Origin of the sequence: Mycobacterium sp. 852002-40037_SCH5390672 (genome assembly GCF_001665875.1) — a bacterium.
Taxonomy (GTDB): domain Bacteria; phylum Actinomycetota; class Actinomycetes; order Mycobacteriales; family Mycobacteriaceae; genus Mycobacterium.
Genome location: NZ_LZTA01000078.1, coordinates 118,744 through 137,469, shown reverse-complemented (window position 1 = coordinate 137,469; position 18,726 = coordinate 118,744). Strand labels below are relative to the sequence as shown.

Annotated in this window: 3 protein-coding genes; all 3 read left to right on the top strand. The window is 68.0% G+C overall.

The window, feature by feature from the left end:
* The first annotated feature begins 39 nt into the window (after nt 1-39).
* From A5782_RS13500 to A5782_RS13490, 3 genes are read left to right on the top strand one after another with little or no spacing between them, the layout of a single operon-like run.
* Complete coding sequence (locus A5782_RS13500; RefSeq protein ID WP_003877688.1) at nt 40-270, top strand: MbtH family protein; 231 nt, start codon at nt 40-42, stop codon at nt 268-270.
* Nucleotides 271-313: 43 nt separating this feature from the next.
* Entirely contained in the window at nt 314-10,564 is a 10,251-nt protein-coding gene (locus tag A5782_RS13495) for a non-ribosomal peptide synthetase (protein ID WP_067100403.1), read from the top strand.
* The gene (locus A5782_RS13490) at nt 10,561-18,219 is read left to right on the top strand and encodes a non-ribosomal peptide synthetase (RefSeq protein WP_067100398.1); all 7,659 of its coding nucleotides are present in this window, start codon (nt 10,561-10,563) and stop codon (nt 18,217-18,219) included. The genes A5782_RS13495 and A5782_RS13490 overlap by 4 nt, the downstream gene beginning before the upstream one ends.
* Nucleotides 18,220-18,726 lie beyond the last annotated feature (507 nt).

Sequence of the window (18,726 nt, the reverse complement as noted above, 5' to 3'; positions counted from 1 at the left end):
GACCTGTTCCACTCATGTCCACTTGCACCTTGGAGAATTGTGAGCATCAATCCATTCGACGACGACAATGGCAGCTTTTTCGTCTTGGTGAACGACGAGGAGCAACACAGCTTGTGGCCGGCCTTCGCCGATGTTCCCGCTGGCTGGCGAGTGGTCCACGGCGAAGCCGACCGAGCTGCGTGCTTGGAGTACATCGAGCAGCACTGGCCTGATATCCGGCCGAAGAGCCTGCGCGACAAGCTCGCAACGGGTCGGGGTTTTGACCAATAAGCAGTCGGGGTATGGGGCGGGTGGCGGAGACTTGGGGGAGTCGATGGAGCGGGATGATCAGGCGCTGCCGCTAACACGCGGGCAGCTTGACATCTGGTTGTCCCAAGAGGCCGGCTTCGCCGGCACGCAATGGCAGCTCGGTCTCCTGGTCAAGATTGACGGCACCGTCCATCGTGACGCCCTTGAGCAGGCAATTACCCAGGCGGTTGACGAGGCCGAACCGGGCAGGGCCTCGTTCTTCGAGGTCGACGGCCAGGTCGTGCAGAAATCGGTCCACTACCCGCGCATCGAGCTGATGTTCGACGACCTGCGGGGTGCGCCGGACCCGGTGCAGGTAGCCCGCGAGACGGCCTCCTCGATCCAACGCACGCCCATGGCGTTGAACGGCCAACTGTTCAAATTCGTGCTATTTCAGACAGGGCACGAGGAATTCTATTTGTTTGGTTGCTGCCACCACATCGCCATCGACGGTCTGGCCATGGCGCTGGTTTGCCGCCGGGTCGCAACCATTTATTCCGCAATGGTGTCCGGAAAGCCGATTCCCGACGCCTACTTCGGTTCGATCCAGGACCTGGTCGACCTCGAGTCGGGCTACGAAGCCTCCGACGACTACGCCGAAGACAAGGCGTATTGGAGCGAACACCTGCCGCCGGAGAGCGGACCGGTCGATCGCCTGCCCGCCGCCGCCGGCGAGCGCGACCATTACTCGCCGTCCGCGTCGGTTCAGTTGGACCCCTCGGTTGCCACGCGGATCAAAGAGTTGTCCAAGAAGCTGGCCATCCGCCGGTTCTCGGTCACCACCGCCGCGTGCGCCCTGCTGGTGCGCGGATGGTCCGGTAGCGGTTCGGAAGTGGCCCTCGACTTCCCGGTCAGCAGGCGCGTGCGTCCCGAGTCGAAAACGCTTCCGGCGATGCTTGCCGGCGTGGTGCCGCTGGTCCTGACGACCGAGCCGCGAGCGACCGTCGCCGATTTCTGCAAACATGTCGACACGCGAATCCGCGAACTCCTGCGCCACCAGCGCTTCCCGGTGCACACCCTCGAGGGTGACGGGCTGCGGCAAGCGCCGAGTCGGGTGGGGATCAACTTCATACCGTCCCGGCTGACGCTGGACCTCGCCGGCGCTCCGGCGACCGCGTCGTACACCAACCATGGCCCGGTGGGGCACTTCGGCATGTTCTTCCTCGGCGCCGGTGACCAGCTGTTCCTCAGCATCGCGGGCCCGGGCCAACCGTTCGCGAGCTTCGGCGTCGCCGACCTGGCGGGCCGGTTGCAGCAGATTTTGGACGAGATGACCGCCGACCCGGAAAGGCCGCTGTCATCGATCGATCTCCTGGCCCCCGACGAGCCCGCGCGCCTCGACGAGTGGAGCAACCGGCCGGCACTGCACGAGCCCGTGCCCGCCCCGGTCTCCATCCCCCAGGCATTAGCCGAACACGTGCAAAGCACGCCCGAGGCGGTCGCTGTGACATTCGGCGCCCGCTCCCTGACCTACGCCGAACTCGACGAGGCCTCCAACCGGTTGGGCCATCTGCTCGCCGGTCACGGAATAGGCCCGGGGGACTGCGTGGCGGTGCTGTTCCCCCGGTGCGCCGACGCCATCGTCTCGCTGCTGGCGGTGCTCAAAACCGGGGCGGCCTATGTGCCGATCGACCCGGCGCACGCGTCGTCCCGAATGGATTTCGTGCTCGCCGACGCGGGGCCCCGTGCGGTGATCACCACGGCCGACCTGCTCTCCAGGCTGGACGATCACGACGTCCTCGTCGTCGATGTGCACGACCCCGCGGTCGACACCCAGCCCAGCACCGCTCTGCCGCCGCCGGCGCCAGAGAACACCGCGTACATCATCTACACGTCCGGAACCACCGGCACCCCCAAAGGCGTTGCGATTCCTCATCGCAACGTCGCGTGGCTGATCGAGTCGCTCGACGCCGGCCTGCCTAAGGGGAACGTGTGGACGCAGTGCCACTCCGCGGCCTTCGATTTCTCGGTGTGGGAGATCTTCGGCGCCCTGCTGCGTGGTAGGCGCCTGCTGATAGTGCCCGAATCGGTGGCGTCCAGCCCCGAGGACCTGCACGCGTTGCTGGTCGCGGAGAAAGTCAGCGTGCTGACCCAGACCCCGTCGGCCGTCGCGATGCTGTCGGCCGACGACCTGGAGTCCACGGCATTGGTGGTGGCCGGTGAGGCCTGCCCGACCGACGTGGTCGATCGCTGGGCGGCGCCCGGACGCGTAATGCTCGATGCCTACGGCCCGACCGAGACCACGGTGTGTGCATCGATCAGTACACCGCTGACGCCCGGCTCCCCGGTGGTGCCGATCGGTTCTCCGATCGCGGGTGCGGCGATGTTCGTGCTCGACAAATGGTTGCAGCAGGTGCCCGCCGGCGTGGTCGGCGAGTTGTACCTGGCGGGTCGCGGCGTCGGGCACGGCTATGTGCGCCGGGCCGGGCTGACGGCATCGCGGTTCGTGGCCAACCCCTTTGGGGGTCCGGGTGCGCGGATGTACCGCACCGGCGACCTGGTGTGCTGGGGCCCCGACGGGCAGCTGCGGTACCTCGGCCGCGCCGACGAGCAGGTCAAGATCCGCGGCTACCGCATTGAACTCGGCGAAGTCCAAGCGGTTTTGGCCGGACTCGACGGAGTGGACCAGGCCGCGGTGATCGCCCGCGAGGACCGCCCCGGCGACAAGCGGTTGGTCGGCTACATCACCGGAACCGCGGACCCGGCGGCGCTGCGTGCCCAGTTGGCCGACAAGCTTCCGCCCTACATGGTCCCGACCGCGGTGATGGTGTTGGACACCCTGCCGTTGACCGGCAACGGCAAGCTCGACAAGCGCGCATTGCCCTCACCCGAATACGCCGCGAGTGAATATCGCGCCCCGGCCGACGCGATCGAGGAGATCCTGGCCGACATCTACGCCCAGGTTCTGGGCGTGGAACGCGTCGGTGTCGACGACTCGTTCTTCGACCTGGGCGGCGACAGCATTCTGTCGATGCAGGTGGTGTCCCGGGCCCGCGCGGCCGGGGTGATCTGCCGCCCGCGCGACGTTTTCGTGGAACAGACGGTGGCCCGCCTGGCTCGCGTGTCCGAAGTCGCGGCCGACGGCGAGCTCGGTGTGGCCGACGAGGGGATCGGGCCCGTGGTGGCCACCCCGATCATGCATTGGTTGCAGACAATCGACGGCCCGATCGACGAGTTCAACCAGACCATGGTGCTGGCGGCGCCGGCCGACGTGAGCGAAGCCGACGTGGCGGTGGTGCTGCAGGCGCTGATCGATCGCCATCCCATGTTGCGGCTGCGCGTGCAGGACGACGGCGCCGGCGGATGGTCACTCGAGGCGCCCGAGGTGGGCTCGGTGCAGGCGGGCGACTGCCTGCGTGCGGTCGACGCGTTGTCCGACGCGGCGCTGGTCGAGGCTCGGAGCCGGCTGAACGTCGCCGACGGGGTGCTGCTGAGCGCGGTATGGGCAAGTGCGACAAACCAATTGGCGTTGGTCATTCACCACCTGGCCGTCGACGGCGTGTCGTGGCGGACCCTGATCGAGGACCTCAACATCGCCTGGGCCCAGCATCACAACGCCCAGCCGGTGGAACTGCCGGTGCCCGGAACGTCTTTTGCCCGTTGGTCTTCGCTGCTGGCCGACTACGCGCAGAGTCCGGTGGTGGTCGCGCAGGCCGACGCGTGGCGGCGGGTGGCCGCCACCCCGGCGGCATTGCCGGCGGTCCAGCCCGAGGACACCTACGCGACGGCCGGGCAGTTGTCGGCCTCATTGGATGTCGACACGACCCGGCTGCTGTTGGGGGAGGTGCCCGCGGCGTTTCACGCTGGCGTGCAAGACATCCTGTTGATCGCATTCGGGTTGGCGTTCACCGAATTCTTGGGTGAAGCCGCCCCGATCGGAATCGACATCGAAGGACACGGACGCCACGAAGAGGTGGCGTCCCGCGTGGACCTGTCACGCACCGTGGGCTGGTTCACCACCAAGTACCCTGCGGCGCTGAAGATCAACGGCACGCTGAACTGGTCGCAGGTGGTCGCCGGTGAGGCCGCCCTGGGCGCGGTGATCAAGGACGCCAAGGAGCAACTGCGTGCCCTGCCCGACGGCCTGACCTACGGGTTGTTGCGTTACCTGAACGCCGAAGTCGACCTGCAGGGCGCGGACCCGGTGATCGGGTTCAACTACTTGGGACGCTTGGCTGCGGGAGCCGATCTCTCCGAGGACTTGTGGCGCGTCAGCGAGGACAGCCTGTCGTCGGCGGCCGTGGCCACGGCGGTGGCAATGCCGTTGGCGCACACCGTGGAACTCAACGCCGGCACCATGGACACCGAGGCCGGACCGCACCTGCACGCCAACTGGAGGTGGGCGCCATCGGCGCTGACTGACGAGCAGGTAAACCGGTTGAGCCAGTTGTGGTTTGAAGCCCTGACCGGTATCTGCGCGCACGTGCGCAGCGGCGGCGGCGGGCTGACCCCGTCCGATATCGCCCCCGCCCGCCTGGACCAGCAGCAGATCGACGAGCTTTGCCGGCAGCACCGGATCGCCGACGTGCTGCCGCTCAGCCCCGTCCAGCAGGGGCTGCTCTTCCACACCAGCTTCGCGCAGGAACTCGAAGACCTCTACGCGGTGCAACTCGGCATCACCGTGAGCGGTTCCCTTGACCCACAACGGCTTCGCGACGCGGTGCAGACCGTCGTCAACCGCCACCCCAACCTGGCGGCCCGCTTCCTCGACGAATTCGGTGAGCCGGTACAGATCATCCCCGCCAAACCGGTGATGGCGTGGAACTACGTCGAACTGGACGGCGGTGACGTCCACGAACAAGTCGAGCAACTGGCCGCCGCCGAACGCACCGCCGTCTGCGACCTGGCCGGCGAATCCGCCTTCCGTGCAGCGTTGATCCGCACCGCGGCCGACCGGCACCGGTTCCTGCTCACCATCCACCACATCGTCATCGACGGCTGGTCACTGCCGGTCCTGATGCGCGAAGTGTTCGCCGGCTACTACGGCGAGCGGCTGCCCGCGCCCCCGTCGTATCGCAGCTACTTGATGTGGCTGGCCGCTCAGGATCGAGCCGGTGCCCAAGCGGCCTGGGGCGAGGCGCTCGACGGATTCGAAGCACCCACGCTGGTGGCGCCGCCGGGCAAGATCGGACGGCGCGCCGTTGCCGCCTATACGATTTCGGCGGACACCACGCGCGCGCTGGGCGAATTGGCGCGCGCTAGCCGCACCACCATCAGCACCGTGCTGCAGGGTGCTTGGGCGCAACTGTTGACCTGGCTGACCGGCCAGCACGACGTGGCCTTCGGCACCGCGGTCTCGGGCCGGCCCACCGAACTGGCCGGCGCGGACGCCATGGTCGGTTTGTTGATCAACACCGTGCCGGTGCGGGCCAACATCGCCGCCGCGACCACCGTCACCGACCTGCTGGAGCAGCTGCAACGCGTCCACGCCGAAACTCTTGAGCATGAACACTTGGCGCTCAACGAGATTCACCGCGTCACCGGGCACGACCAACTGTTCGACACGCTCTTCCTCTACGAGAACTACCCGATTGATGCCGGTGCATTGTTGGGCGTCAACGAGTTGGCTGTCACCGAGTTCAGCAGCCGCGAATTCAACCACTACCCACTTTCGGTGGTGGCTACGCCGGGGCACGAACTGAGTCTGCGTGTCGAGTACGACACCGAGGTCTTCGACGCGTCCGGCGTCGAAACACTGATCGAGCGGTTGCGGCAGGTGATGGCGGCCATGACCGCCGATCCGGCACAACGACTTTCGTCGATCGACCTGCTCGGCGTCGCCGAGCATGAACGGCTCGATGCCTGGGGCAACCGCGCGATGTTGGCCCAGCGGCGGCGCGGACAGGCGTCGATTCCGGCGTTGTTCGCTGCGCAGGTGGCCCGCGCCGCCGACGCGGTGGCGATCACCTGCGGCGAGCGCTCCTTTACCTACCGCGAGGTTGAAGAGTCGGCGAATCGGTTGGCGCACTTGCTTGCTGAGCAGGGTGCCGGGCCGGGTCAGCGGGTGGCGGTAGTGATCCCGCGGTCGGCCGAAGCGGTGATGGCGATCTTCGCGGTGCTCAAGACCGGGGCGGCGTACGTGCCGATCGACCCGGGTGTGCCGGCGGCGCGGTTGGAGTTCGTGCTCGCTGACGCCGCGCCGATCGCGGCGGTGACCACCGCCGAGGTGCGCTCCCGGCTGGACGGGTTCGACGGCCTGATCGTCGACATCGATGACCCCGCCGTGCGCACCCAACCCACCACGGCCTTGCCGGTGCCGGCTCCGGAGAACATCGCCTACATCATCTACACCTCGGGGACCACCGGAACCCCCAAGGGGGTGGCCATCCCGCACCGCAACGTGACGTTGTTGCTAGAGACACTGGATGCTCAGCTCGGGTTAGGCCAGGTGTGGACGCAGTGTCATTCGCTGGCGTTTGACTTCTCGGTATGGGAAGTCTTCGGGTCATTGCTGTATGGCGGGCGTCTGGTGGTGGTGCCGGATGCGGTGGTGCGCTCGGCAGAAGACTTGCACGCGTTGCTGGTTCGTGAGCAGGTCAGCGTGTTGAGTCAGACTCCGTCGGCGTTTTATGCGTTGCAGAGTGCCGATGCGCTGGCGCCGGAGTTGGGTGAGCAGCTGAAGTTGCAGACGGTGGTCTTCGGTGGTGAGGCGCTGGAGCCGCACCGGCTCTCGACATGGCTGCACAGCCACCCGGGTCTGCCCCGGATGATCAATATGTATGGCATCACCGAGACGACGGTGCACGCCTCGTTCCGCGAGATCGTCGACGGCGACGTCGACAGCAACGTCAGCCCCATCGGGGTGCCGCTGGCCAACCTCGCCTTCTTCGTACTCGATGGCTGGCTGCGTCAGGTGCCCGCCGGTGTGGTCGGTGAGCTCTATGTCGCGGGCGGCGGCCTGGCCACCGGGTATGTGGGCCGCCCGGGTCTGTCGGCCACGCGGTTCGTCGCCTGCCCGTACGGGGCGCCCGGCGCGCGGATGTATCGCACCGGCGACCTGGTCCGCTGGGGCACCGACGGGCAACTGCAGTACATGGGCCGCGCCGACGAACAGGTCAAGATCCGCGGCTACCGCATCGAACTCGGCGAAATCCAGGCCGCCCTCGCCTCGCTGTCAGGGGTCGAGCACGCCGCGGTGATCGCCCGCGAGGACCGCCCCGGCGACAAGCGTCTCGTCGGATACGTGACCGGGACGGCCGACCCGGCCGAGGTTCGGGCCCAGCTCGGCGAGCGGTTGCCGGGCTACATGGTGCCGTCGGCGGTGGTGGTGCTCGACGCGCTGCCCCTGACGGTCAACGGCAAACTGGACACCCGGGCCCTGCCGGCGCCGGAATACCAGGACGCCGATCGCTACCGGGCGCCGGTGAGCGCGGTCGAGGAGATCCTGGCCGGCATCTACGCCCAGGTGCTGGGTGTCGAGCGCGTCGGCGTTGACGACTCCTTCTTCGACCTCGGCGGGGACAGCATCCTGTCGATGCAGGTTGTGGCCCGCGCCCGGACGGCCGGAGTGGTGTGCCGCCCGCGGGACGTCTTCGTCGAGCAGACCGTGGCCCGGCTGGCGCGCGTCGCCACGATAGCCAGCGGCGACGACGACGTGGTCGACGAGGGGCTTGGACCCGTGGTGGCCACCCCGATCATGCGCTGGCTGCAGAACATGGACGGCCCCGTCGAGCAGTTCAACCAGACCATGGTGCTGGCGGCACCCGCGGAGGTCACCTTCGACGACGTGCCGGTGGTGCTGCAGGCGCTGCTGGATCGGCACGCGATGCTGCGGTTGCGCGTCGAGGACGACGGCGCCGGCGGCTGGTCGCTGGAGGCGCCCGAAGCGGGTTCGGTGCAGGCCGGCGACTGCCTGGAGTCGGTCGACGTGTTATCCGAAGCGGCGCTGGTCGACGCCCGGTCGCGGCTGAATCTGGCCGACGGCGTCGTGATGCGTGCCGTATGGGCAAGTGCGACAAACCAATTGGCGTTGATCATCCATCACCTGGCCGTCGACGGCGTGTCCTGGCGGACCCTGATCGAGGACCTCAACATCGCCTGGGCGCAGCACCATAGCGGACAGTCGGTGGCCTTGCCGGTGGGCGGCACCTCGTTCGCTCGGTGGTCGTCGCTGCTGGATGAGTACGCGCGGCGCCCCGAGGTGGTCGAGCAGCTGGAGGAGTGGCGGCAGGTGGCCGCCGTCCCGGCGGTGCTGCCGCAGGCGCAGCCCCAGGACACCTACCTGACGGCCGGGCAGTTCTCGGCGTCGCTGGACGTCGAGACGACGCGGCTGGTGTTGGGTGAGGTGCCCGCGGCGTTTCACGCCGGCGTGCAGGACATTCTCTTGATCGCGTTCGGCTTGGCCTGGACCCAATTCGTCGGCACCGGCGCGCCGATCGCCATCGACGTGGAAGGCCACGGACGCAACGAAGAGCTGGGCCCGCAGGTGGATCTGTCCCGCACGGTCGGCTGGTTTACCGCCAAGTACCCGGTGTCGCTGCGGGTCGGTGGACTGTCCTGGGGACAGGTTGTCGGCGGTGACGCGGCGGTGGGCGGGCTGATCAAGGACGCCAAGGAGCAACTGCGCGCGCTGCCCGACGGCTTGACCTACGGATTGCTGCGCTACCTGAATCCCCAAGCGGGACTGGACGGTTCGGATCCGGTCATCGGGTTCAACTATCTGGGCCGGCTCGGCGGTGGGGCCGCCGAATTGTCGGCGGATCTGTGGCAGTTGGACCCGGACAGCTTCGCGTTGGCGGGTGCGGCCGGCGCGGTGGCGCTTCCGCTGCCGCACACGGTGGAGCTCAACGCGGGCACCATGGACACCGCGGAGGGGCCGCACCTGCAGGCCAACTGGACGTGGGCGCTCTCGGCGCTGGACGAGAAGCAGATCAGCCGGCTCAGCGAGCTGTGGTTCGACGCGCTGGCCGGCATCTGCGCGCACGTGCGCAACGGCGGCGGCGGCTTCACGCCGTCCGACATCGCGCCCGCCCGCCTGAGCCAGCGGGACCTCGACGAACTGCAGCAGCAGTACCAGATCGCCGATGTGTTGCCCCTGACCCCGCTGCAGCAGGGGCTGCTGTTCCACACCGGCACCGCCCAGGGCGGCCAAGACTCCGAAGACCTCTATGCCGTGCAGCTCGACATCTCGGTGACCGGTGCCATCGATCCGGAGCGGCTGCGCGAGGCGGTGCACACCGTCATCACCCGCCACCCCAACGTGGTGGCCAGCTTCTCCGAGGAATTCGGGGAGCCGGTGCAGGTCCTGTCGGCCGATCCGACGCTGGCCTGGCAATACGTCGAGTTGGACGCCGCCAGCGACATCGAGCAGCAGGTCGACCGGTTGTCCACCGCCGAACGGATCGCCGTCTGTGATCTGGCCGGGCAGCCACCATTCCGGGGCGCCCTGATCCGCACCGCGGAGAACACGTACCGATTCGTGCTGACCAACCACCACATCGTGCTCGACGGCTGGTCCAAGCCACTCCTGCTGCAAGAGATCTTCGCCAGCTATTTCGGGGTGCGGCTACCCGCGCCGGTGCCGTACCGCAGCTTCATCACCTGGCTCTCCGAGCAGGACCGGACTGCCGCTCAGGCGGCGTGGCGCGAAGTGCTCGAGGGTTTCGAGACCCCCACGCTGGTGGGCCCCTCAGGACGCACGGGACTCGGGCCGCGCGGTGTTGCCGAGTTCCAGGTGTCCGCGGAGACCAGCCGCCTGCTGGGCGAATTGGCCCGTTCGTGCCGCACCACGGTCAGCACCGTGCTGCAGGCCGCCTGGGCGCAGCTGCTGATCTGGCTGACCGGACAGCACGATGTGGTGTTCGGCACTGCGGTTTCGGGCCGTCCGACCGAATTGGCCGGGTCTGAGGCCATGGTGGGCCTTTTGATCAACACCGTGCCGGTGCGGGCAACCATCGGCGCCGAAACCACCATCGCCGACCTGCTTGACCAGCTACAACGCACCTACACCGACACCTTGGACCACCAGCATTTAGCACTGAATGAAATCCATCGTGTAACGGGACATGACCAAATTTTCGACACAATGTTCGTGTACGAGAACTATCCACTCGATACTGCCGCGCTATCGGCTGTGGACGAGTTAACTATTAGTGGATTCACGAATCGGGAATACAACCACTACCCGCTTTCGGTTCAAGCTGTGCCGGGCCACGAAATTGGCCTTCGCGTTGAGTTCGATACCGACGTGTTCGGCGAGGCGAGGATTGAAAAGCTAGTCGAGCGATTCCGGCGGGTACTGGAAGCCATGACCGTGGACTTGGAGGAGCAGTCATGACCGTCGGTGCGGGACGGCGATTGTTGTCGATCGATCTGCTGGATGGCGGCGAGCACGACCGACTCGATGAGTGGGGCAACCGCGCGGTCCTGACCAAGCCGGTCAAGGCTCCGTCGTCGATCCCCGAGGTGTTCGCCACGCAGGTGGCGCGTGCCCCGCAGGCGGTCGCGCTGAGCTTCGGGGATCGCTCGATGACCTATCGCGAGCTCGACGAGGCCGCGAACGGGCTGGCGCACCTGCTGGCCGACCAGGGCGCGCGACCGGGCGAATGCGTTGCGCTGCTGATCTCCCGTTCGGCCGAGGCGATCATCTCGATCCTTGCGGTGCTCAAGACCGGGGCGGCGTATCTGCCGATCGACCCGGCGCTGCCGTCGGCGCGGATGGAATTCATGCTCGACGATGCCACGCCGATCGCGGTGGTGACCACGACCAGCCTGCGCACCCGGCTGGACGGCTTCGACCTGCCCGTCATCGACGTCGACGAAGCCGCCACTGACGTCCTTCGCGGCCAGCCCGGCAGCGCGCTGCCGGGGCCGGCGCCCGAGGACATCGCCTACATGATCTACACCTCGGGCACCACGGGGACCCCCAAGGGCGTCGCGGTCACGCACCGCAATGTGACCGAGTTCTTGCGGACGCTGCACGCCGATCTGCCTACCGGCCCGGGGAAGGTCTGGTCGCAGTGGCACTCGCTGGTCTTCGACGTCTCGGTCTGGGAGATCTGGGGTGCGCTGCTGCACGGCGGCCGCCTTGTGGTCGTGCCCGAGTCGGTCGCGGGTTCACCCGACGAGCTGCACGCCCTGCTGGTCGCCGAGAAGGTCAACGTCTTGAGCCAGACCCCGTCCGCGGTGGGCATGCTCTCGCCGGAGGGGTTGGACTCCACGGCGCTGGTGGTGGCCGGTGAAGCCTGCCCGGCCGAGGTGGTCGACCGGTGGGCGCCCGGACGGGTGATGATCAACGCTTACGGCCCGACCGAGGCTACCGTCTACGCGGCGATGAGCACGCCGCTCGTGGGTGACTCGGGGGCCCCGCCGATCGGGTCGCCGGTTCCCGGCGCGGCGCTGTTCGTGCTGGACAAGTGGTTGCGGCCCGCGCCGGAAGGCGTGGTCGGTGAGTTGTATGTGGCCGGTCGCGGCGTGGCCACCGGGTATGCCCGCCGGTCCGGTTTGACGGCCTCGCGCTTTGTAGCCTGCCCGTTCGGGGGGCCAGGGGCGCGGATGTACCGCACCGGTGACCTGGTCCGCTGGGGTGCCGACGGGCAGCTGCAGTACCTGGGCCGCGCCGACGAGCAGGTCAAGATCCGCGGCTACCGCATCGAGCTCGGGGAGATTCAATCGGCCCTCGCCTCGCTGGACGGCGTGGACCAGGCGGCGGTGATCGCTCGCGAGGACCGCCCCGGCGACAAGCGCCTGGTGGGTTACATCACCGGGACCGCCGATCCGGCCGAGCTGCGCACCCAGTTGGGCAAGCGGTTGCCGGCCTATATGGTTCCGGCCGCGGTCGTCGTGCTGGAGACCTTGCCGTTGACGGTCAACGGCAAGCTGGACAAGCGGGCGCTGCCCGCGCCCGAGTACCACAAGCGCGGTGGCCACTACCGTGCCCCCGGCAACCACACCGAGGAGATTCTGGCCGGCATCTACGCCCAGGTGCTGGGCGTGGAGCGGGTCGGCGTGGACGACTCGTTCTTCGACCTGGGTGGGGACAGCATCCTGTCGATGCAGGTGGTGGCCCGGGCCCGGGCGGCCGGCGTGATGTGCCGCCCCCGCGACGTGTTCGTCGAGCAGACGGTCGCCCGGCTGGCCCGGGTGGCCACCGACGGCGCCGACGAGGTCGACGTGGTCGACGAGGGGATCGGGCCGGTGCTGGCCACGCCGATCATGCATTGGCTGCAGACCGTGCAGGGCCCCATCGACGACTTCAACCAGACCATGGTGCTGGCGGCGCCCGCGGGCGTCACCTCCGACGACGTGGCCGTCGTGCTGCAGGCGCTGCTGGACCGTCACCCGATGCTGCGGCTGCGCGTGGAGGACGACGGCAACGGCGGCTGGGTGCTGGAGGCACCCGAACCGGGCACCGTGCAGGCCGGCGACTGCCTGCAGTCGGTCGACGAGTTGTCCGACGCGACACTGGTGGCGGCCCGGTCACGGCTGAACCCGGGCGCGGGGGTCATGGTGAGCGCCGTCTGGGCAAGCGAGACAAGCCAATTGGCGTTGATCATCCACCACGTGGCCGTCGACGGTGTGTCGTGGCGGACCCTGATCGAGGACCTCAACATCGCCTGGGCGCAGCATCACAGCGGCCAGCCGGTGGCGCTGCCCGCCGGCGGCACGTCGTTCGCCCGCTGGTCCTCGTTGCTGGCCGAGCACGCACAGAGCCCGGCGGTGGTCGAGCAGGCCGACGCCTGGCGCGAGGTGGTCGCAACCCCGGCCGTGCTGCCGGCGGTGCGCCCCGAGGAGGACACCTACCAGACCGCCGAGCAGCTGTCGGTGTCGCTGGATGTCGAGACCACCCGGCTGCTGCTGGGTGAGGTGCCCGCGGCGTTCCACGCCGGGGTGCAGGACATCCTGTTGATCGCGTTCGGGATGGCCTGGACGCAGTTCCTGGGCAGTGGCACGCGCATCGGCATCGACGTCGAGGGTCACGGTCGTCAGGAAGAGCTGGGCCCGCACGTCGACCTGTCGCGCACCGTGGGCTGGTTCACCACGAAATACCCGGTGGCGCTGACCGTCGACGGGCTGGACTGGGCCGGCGTGGTCGCCGGCGACGACGCGCTGGGCGCGGCGGTCAAGGCCATCAAGGAGCAACTGCGCGCCCTGCCGGAGGGCCTGACCTACGGCTTGCTGCGCTACCTGAACCCGGACATCGATCTGGGTGGATCCGACCCGGTGATCGGCTTCAACTATTTGGGACGGCTGGGCGCTGCCGCCGACCTGCCCGGTGAGCTGTGGCGGCTGAGCCCGGACAGTTTGTCGCTGAGCGGCGCGGCCGCGGCGGTGGCGATGCCGCTCATGCACACCGTTGACCTCAACGCCGGCACCATGGACACCGAAGAAGGCCCCCACCTGCACGCCAACTGGACGTGGGCAGCCTCGGCGATGGACCGCGAGCAGATCAACCGGCTGAGTCAGCTGTGGTTCGAAGCGCTCACCGGCATTTGCGCCCACGTGCAAGGCGGTGGCGGCGGGTTGACCCCGTCCGACATCGCGCCCGCGCGCCTGAACCAGCGGCAGATCGACGAGCTGAGCAAGCAGCACCAGATCGCCGACATCTTGCCGCTGACCCCGCTGCAGCAGGGCCTGCTGTTCCACGCCAGCTTCGCGCAGGACCCGGGCGACGACGTGTATGCGGTGCAGCTCGGTATCACCGTGACCGGCGCCCTGGACTCGCACCGGCTGCACGACGCGGTGCACACCGTGGTCAACCGCCACCCCAACCTGGCGGCCCGGTTCTGCCCGCAGTTCGGCGAGCCCGTCCAGGTCATCCCGGCCGACCCGGTCATGGCGTGGCGGTACATCCAGCTGGGCGCCGAGGATCTCGACCCCGAGCAACGGGTCGAGGAGCTGTGCGCCGCCGAACGCGCCGCGGTGAGCGATCTGGCCAACCGTCCGGCATTCCGGGCCGCGCTGATCCGCACCGCGGACAACCGGTACCGGTTCGTGCTCACCAACCACCACATCGTGATGGACGGCTGGTCGCTGCCCATCCTGCTGCGCGAGATCCTCGCCAGCTACTACGGGGACCAGTTGCCCGCGCCGGCGACCTACCGCAGCTACCTGACCTGGCTGGCCGACCAGGATCGCGCAGCCGCACAAGCGGCATGGCGCCAGGTTCTCGACGGATTCGACACCCCCACCCTGGTGGGCCCGGCCGGCCGGATGCGCCTCGGCCGACGGGCCGTGGAGTCCTACCGACTGTCCGCGGAGACCACGCGCGCCCTGGGCGAGCTGGCCCGCACTTGCCACACCACCGTCAACACCGTGCTGCAGGCCGCATGGGCCCAGCTGCTGATGCGGCTGACCGGCCAGCATGACGTCGCGTTCGGCACCGCGGTGTCGGGCCGGCCGGCCGACTTGATCGGCGCCGAGTCCATGGTGGGTCTGCTGATCAACACCGTCCCGGTGCGGGCCGGCATCACCGCGGAGACCACCGTCGCCGACGTGTTGGACCAGCTCCAGCAACACCACAACGACACGCTCGAACACGAGCACCTGGCGCTGAGCGACATCCACCACGTGACCGGTCACGACGCGCTGTTCGACACCCTGTTCCTCTACGAGAACTACCCGATCGACACCAGTGTGCCGTTGGGCTTCCACGAGCTGGCGATCACCGATGTCACCAACCGCGAGTACAACCACTACCCGCTGTCGGTGATGGCGCTTCCGGGCCGGGAACTGGGTCTGCGCGTCGAGTTCGACACCGACGTTTTCGACGCGTCCCGCATCGAGAAGCTGACCGAGAGGTTCCAGCGGGTGCTGTCGGAGATGACGGCCGATCCGACCCGACGGCTGATGTCGCTCGACGTCGTCGACGAGCACGAGCACGCGTGGCTCGACGAGCGGGGCAACCGCGCGGTGTTGAACCAGCCGGCAACCGGAAAGTCGATCCCGGCGATGTTCGCCGCGCAGGTTGCCAGCACCCCGGACGCGCCGGCGCTGACCTTCGACGGCCGCTCGATGACGTATCGGGAGCTCGATGAGGCCGCCAACCGGATGGCGCATCTGCTGACCGAAGAGGGGGCCGGCCCCGGCGAGCGGGTCGCGCTGCTGTTCCCGCGGTCCGCCGACGCGATCGTCTCGATCCTTGCGGTGCTGAAGACCGGGGCGGCGTACCTGCCGATCGACCCGGCGCTGCCGGCCGCACGGATCGACTTCCTGCTCACCGACGCCGAGCCCGTCGCCGTGGTCACCACCGCGGGTCTGCGGGAACGGCTGGACGGCTGCAGCCCGACTGTCATCGACGTCGACGACCCGGCGCTGGCCACCCAGCCCAGCACGGCGTTGCCGATCCCGTCGTCGGACAACATCGCCTACGTCATCTACACCTCGGGCACCACCGGTATCCCCAAGGGCGTGGCCGTCACCCACGAGAATGTCGCGCAACTGGTGGAGACTCTGCACGCCGACCTGCCGAACGCGGGTGTGTGGGCCCAGTGGCACTCACTGGTGTTCGACGTCTCCGTGCACGAGATCTGGGGCGCGCTGCTGCACGGCGGACGTCTGGTCGTGGTGCCCGAGTCGGTCGCGGCTTCGCCGGACGACCTGCACGCGCTGCTGGTTGCCGAAGAGGTCACCGTGTTGAGCCAGACCCCGTCGGCGGTGGGCATGCTCTCGCCGGAAGGTCTGGAGTCGACGGCGTTGGTGGTGGCCGGTGAAGCCTGCCCGGTCGAGATCGTCGATCGTTGGGCACCGGGACGGGTGATGATCAACGCCTACGGCCCGACCGAGGCCACCGTCTACGCCGCGATGAGTGCGCCGCTGCGAAGCGGAGCCGGATCGGCGCCGATCGGCTCACCGGTGCCACGCGCCGCGCTGTTCGTGCTGGACCGGTGGCTGCGCCCGGCACCCGAGGGTGTGGTCGGCGAGTTGTACATCGCCGGTCATGGTGTGGCCACGGGGTATTCGCGGCGGCCCGGCCTGACGGCGGGGCGTTTCGTCGCCTGCCCGTTCGGCGGCCCGGGTGCGCGGATGTACCGCACCGGCGACCTGGTCCGGTGGGGCCACGACGGTCAGCTCGAGTACCTCGGGCGGGCCGACGAGCAGGTCAAGCTGCGCGGCTACCGCATCGAGCTCGGTGAAGTGCAGGCGGCCCTTGCCGGACTGGACGGCGTCGAGCAGGCCGCGGTGATCGCCCGTGAGGACCGCCCCGGCGACAAGCGCCTGGTCGGCTACGTCACCGGAGCCGCCGACCCGGTCGGGATCCGCATCCAGCTGGCTGACCGGTTGCCGGCCTACATGGTGCCGGCTGCGGTGGTGGTGCTGGACTCGCTGCCGCTGACGGTCAACGGCAAGCTCGACAAGCGCGCCCTGCCCGCGCCGGAGTACCAGAAGCGCGGCGGCGAGTACGTCGCGCCGTCCGACCCCACCGAAGAGATCGTGGCCGACATCTTTGCCCGCGTCCTCGGAATGGAACGGGTCTCGGTCGAGGACTCCTTCTTCGAGCTCGGTGGAGACTCCTTGTCCGCGATGCGGGTGATCGCCGAGATCAACACCGCCGTCGACGGCGCCCTGTCGGTGCGCACACTGTTCGACTCGCAGTCGGTCCGCAGCCTGAGCCAGCGGATCACCAGCGGTGCCGACACCGAGGCCGCCGCGGGCCCCGGCTTCGCGGCGGTGCACGGCGCCGACGCCAAGGAGGTGCACGCCCGCGACCTCACCTTGGACAAGTTCATCGACGCGACCACGCTGTCGACCGCGCCGACGCTACCCGGACCCAGCGCTGAGATCCGCACGGTTCTGCTGACCGGGGCGACCGGTTTCCTGGGTCGCTACCTGGCGCTGGAGTGGCTCGAGCAGCTGGAACAGGTCGACGGCAAGCTGATCTGCTTGGTGCGGGCCAAGTCCGACGAGGACGCATGGCAGCGCCTGGAGAAGACCTTCAACACCGGCGACCCGGAACTGCTCCGGCACTTCCAGGAATTGGCCGAAGAACACCTGCAGGTTGTCGCCGGCGACAAGGGCCAGGCCAACCTCGGCCTGACCGACGAGACGTGGCAGCGGCTGGCCGACACCGTCGATCTGATCGTCGACTCCGCTGCCGTGGTCAACGGCGTCCTGCCCTACAACGAGCTGTTCACCCCCAACGTGGGGGGCACCGCGGAGCTGCTCCGGTTGGCGCTTACTACAAAGAAGAAGCCGTACGCGTACGTGTCGACTTCAGACGTGGGCCGCCAGATCGACCCGGCGGCGTTCACCGAGGACGCCGACATCCGGGTCATCAGCGCCACCCGCGTCATCGACGGCGGCTACGCCAACGGGTACGGAAACAGCAAGTGGGCGGGCGAGGTCCTGCTGCGCGAGGCCCACGACCTGTGCGGTCTGCCGGTCTCGGTGTTCCGCTCCGACATGATCCTGGCCGACACCAGCTACGCCGGTCAGCTCAACGTGGCGGACATCTTCACCCGGATGATCCTGAGCGTCGTGGCCACCGGCACCGCCCCCAAGTCGTTCTATCAACTCGACGCGGACGGCAACCGGCAGAGCGCGCACTTCGACGGCCTGCCCGTCGAGTTCGTCGCCGAGGCGATCGCCAAACTGGGCGCCCAGGTGATGGACGGGTTCGAGACGTACCACGTGATGAACCCGCACGACGACGGCATCGGGCTCGACGAGTACGTCGACTGGCTGATCGAAGCGGGCTACCCGATCGAGCGCGTCGGCGACTTCGGCGAGTGGCTGCAGCGCTTCGAGGCCGGTCTGCGCGGCCTGCCCGAACGGCAGCGGCAGAACTCGGTACTGCAGATGTTGATGTTGCTGCTGCGGGACCCGAAGAACCTGCAGCCCGCCGAGCCGGCCCGGGGTGCCTTTGCCCCGACGGATCGCTTCCGCGCCGCGGTGCAGGAAGCCAAGGTCGGTTCCGACAACGACATCCCTCATGTCAGCGCTCCGGTGATCGTCAAGTACGCCACCGACCTGCAACTGCTCGGTTTGCTGTAATCCCTTCGGGGGTTCCGAAAGTGGCGTGGTCCATACGGGCCACGCCACTTTTGTGAATGCGCAATTGGCGTTATCGGCCCATGGGCTAGAAGCGGTGCTGCCTATAAGCCGGCGATAATGGGCGGTGTTGCGATGCGTCGCTTTCAAATCTCGAAACCCTAAAACCACTCCATACTGTATGTTGGTCTGCTGCTGTTAGTCAGTACTAGAAGTACGTTCATTGCGCTAATCACTAGGTTTTATCTACGTATTCGGCAATTGACGAGACATTAAGTTTGGATAACCCTGGACTAACAGGGTCGTCGTCTACTAGCGTTCCCAATGGCTGGACTCATGCTGACCAGACGGTCTTTGGGCTCGGTAAGCGTCGCCAGTTCGATGGCGAATCCGACGGCATTGAACAAGCCGCGGTCCTTGTCCGTGAAGATCTTGTCGGCGATATGCGTGTAGTCGGCTATGTGACCGGAGCCGCTGACCCGGCCGAGATTCGGGACCCGTTGGGTCAGC